This window comes from Myxococcus sp. RHSTA-1-4 (genome assembly GCF_020037125.1).
GTDB lineage: Bacteria > Myxococcota > Myxococcia > Myxococcales > Myxococcaceae > Myxococcus.
On the sequence record NZ_JAIQDG010000090.1, the window covers coordinates 1 to 3,326 of the forward strand.

A 3,326-nucleotide genomic window follows, 5' to 3' on the forward strand; every position below is an offset into this window, starting at 1 on the left:
AGCTCGTGGATGGACGTGTCGCGCGGGTACTCCACCACGGTGTCATTCCAGGCACCAAGGAGCTGCTGGCGCTCGGCATCGGTGAGCAGTGTCAGCCGGGACAGCGGCGCTTCCGGGGTGGCCACGAGGCCTTCCAGCAGGAGCTTCAGATGCGCCAGGAGGCGCTCGGCGGTGGAGCGCTCGAACAGCTCGGTGCTGTAGATGAGCGCACCCCGAAATCCCTCCGGTGTGTGCGTCATCTCCAGGCTCAGCTCGAACTTGGCGACCGCCGCATCGACTGGCATTCCCCGCAGCGTCAGCCCGGGCAGGGCCAGCTCCACCTCGGGCGTATTCAGCAAGGCGAACATCGCCTGGAACAACGGCGTGCGGCTGAGATTGCGCGACGGCTGCAGCTCCTCGACGAGCCGCTCGAAGGGGATGTCCTGGTGCTCGTAGGCACGCAGGGTGGTTTCGCGCACCTGCGCCAGCAGCCCGCGGAAGGTGAGGCCCGGGGTGAACCGGGCGCGCAGCACCAGCGTGTTGACGAAGAAGCCGATGAGGCCCTCGGTATCCTCGTGCCGGCGGCCGGCGATGGGCGAGCCCACCAGCAGGTCGTCCTGTCCGGAGTAGCGCTGCAGCAGCGCCTGCCAGGCGGCCAGGAGCACCATGAAGGGCGTGGCCCTCTCTTTCCGGGCCATGACCTCCAGCGCCTTGCTCAGCTTGCGCGACAGAGTCAGCGGCACCAGGCCGCCCCGGGGTGAGAGCGCCGCGGGCCTCGGCTTGTCCGTGGGCAGCTCCAGCACGTACGGCGCACCCGACAGGGTCTGCTTCCACCAGCCGAGCTGCGCCTCCAGCACCTCGCCCCTCAGCCACTCGCGTTGCCAGACCGAGTAATCCGCGTACTGCACCGGCAGCTCCGGCAGCGGCGAGGGTTGCCCCTGACGGAACGCCTCGTAGAGCACGGCCACCTCGCGGACGATCACTCCCAGCGACCAGCCGTCGGAGATGCTGTGGTGCATGTTGAGCAGCAGCACGTGCTCGGACGGCTCCAGCCTCAACACCGTGGCGCGCACCAGCGGGCCAGCGGCCAAATCGAAGGGGCGCAGCGCGTCCGCCGTGGCCAGCCGCGTCGCCTCGGCCTGTCGCTGGCCGGAAGGCACCGTGCCCAGGTCCGCCACCTGCAAGGGCTGGAGCGGGGCCGGGTGGATGACCTGGAAGGGCTCACCGTTTTCGGACCGGAAGGTGGTGCGCAGCACCTCATGACGGAGCACCAGCGCCTCGTAGGCGCGCTGGAGCGCGGCCAGCTCCAGGGAGCCCGACATGCGCAGCGCCAAAGGCATGTTGTAGAAGGCGCTGCCGGGCTGGAGCTGTTCGAGGAACCACAGGCGCTGCTGGGCGAAGGACAGCGGCAGAGGACCGTCCCGGTGCGCGCGGGTCAGTACCGGCACATCGGTACCCGAGGTGACAGCCGGAGTGGGCCCGGCCTGGTGCGTCCCCGATGGCCGCTGGCCCACCTCGGAGATGACCGGGGGCAGCTCGGTCAGGGGGGTGTCCGGGCCTCCGACGATGCTCTCCAGCAGCAGGCGGAAGTGCTCGAAGATGCGCTCGGCCGTGGCGCGCTCGAACAGGTCGGTGCTGTAGGTGAGCGAGCCGGTGTAGCCCTTCACCAGCCGGCTCAGGTCCAGGCTCAGCTCGAACCGGGCCGTGCCGGTGTCCTCGGCCGGCGCCGGACGCACGGACAGCTCTGGCAACACCAGCTCCGGCACCGGCGAGTCCTGCAAGGCGAACGTCACCTGGAACAGCGGCTCCTCCACCAGCGCGTCGACGGGAACCTGCTGGTGCTCGTAGGCGGCCAGGGTGGTGTCACGCACCTGGGCCAGCAACTGGCGGAAGGAGAGGCCCGGAGTGAAGCGGGCGCGCAGCACCAGCGTGTTGACGAAGAAGCCGATGAGGCCCTCCGTCTCGGCCGGGCCGCGCTTCTCGACGGGCGTGCCGACCAGCACGTCGTCCTGTCCCGAATAGCGGTGCAGCAGCGTCTGCCAGGCGGCCAGCAGCAGCATGAAGGGCGTGACGCCCTCGCGCTGGGCCAGCGCCTCCACCTTCTGGGTGAGCGACAGCGGCAGGCGCACGGGCAGCGTCGCGCCCCGGTGCGAGAGGACGGCCGGCCGGGGCTTGTCGGTGGGCAGCTCCAGCGCGGGCGGCGCGCCCGCGAGCTGCTGCTTCCACCAGCCAAGCTCGGTCTTCAGCGTCTCGCCCTTCAGCCAGGCGCGCTGCCAGACGGCGAAGTCGGCGTACTGCACCGGCAGCTCCGGCAGGGGCGAGGGCTGGCCCTGGCGGAACGCCTCGTAGAGCGCGGTCAGATCCCTGACGAGCACGCCCAGGGACCCGGCGTCCGAGACGATGTGGTGCAGGTGCAGCACCAGCACGTGCTCCCGCGCGCCCAGCTTCAGCAGCAGGGTGCGCAGCAGCGGGCCCCTCGTCAGGTCGAAGGGCTTGCGGGACTCTTCCGTCGCCAGGCGCACCGCCTCCGTCTGCCGCAGCGGTTCCTCGTCGATCTCCGACAGATCCACCTTCTGCAGTGGCACGAAGACCGCGGGATTGATCTTCTGGACGGGCTCGCCGTTGACGGCGCGGAACGTGGTGCGCAGCGACTCATGGCGGCGTACCAGCTCATCGAAGCTCCGCCGGAGCGCGTTCTCGTCCAGGGCGCCTTCCAACCTCAGGATGAGCGGGACGTTGTAGAGCGGGCTGCCCGGCTGGCGCTGGTCGAAGGACCACAGGCGCTGCTGGGCGAAGGAGAGCGGCAGGTCTCCCGTGCGCGGCACGCGCGTGAGGACCGGGGCTTCCCGCGAGCCGGTGATGGCCTGGAAGCGCTCCACGAGCCCGGCGACGGTGGGTGCCTCGAACAGCTCACCCAGGGGCAGCTCCACGCCAAAGGTGGCGCGGACGCGCGACACCACCTGCGTGGCCAGCAGCGAGTGCCCGCCCAACTCGAAGAAGTCGTCGTGGATGCCCACGCGCTTGAGGCCCAGGACGCTGGCGAAGATGCCCGCCAGCTTCTCCTCGACCTCCGTGCGCGGGGCGGCGAAGTCCTCGGACGCCTCCTCGATGGCCGGAGCGGGCAGGGCCTTGCGGTCCACCTTGCCGTTGGCGTTGAGGGGCAGGGCGCTCAGCTCCACCACGGCCGAGGGCACCATGTACTCGGGCAACTGTTTCGCCACGAAGGCGCGCACCGCCGAGGTGTCCAGTCCGGGCGAGGTGGGCACCACGTACGCCACCAGGCGCTTGTCGCCCGGCACGTCCTCGCGCGCCACCACCACCGCCTCCTGGACTCCGGAGAACTGGCG

Annotated in this window: 1 protein-coding gene; it reads right to left on the reverse strand. The window is 70.4% G+C overall.

Annotated elements, in window-relative coordinates; genetic code table 11:
- A partial coding sequence (locus K8638_RS43970) for a condensation domain-containing protein (protein ID WP_223760773.1) occupies nt 1-3,326 on the reverse strand: 3,326 nt, incomplete at both ends.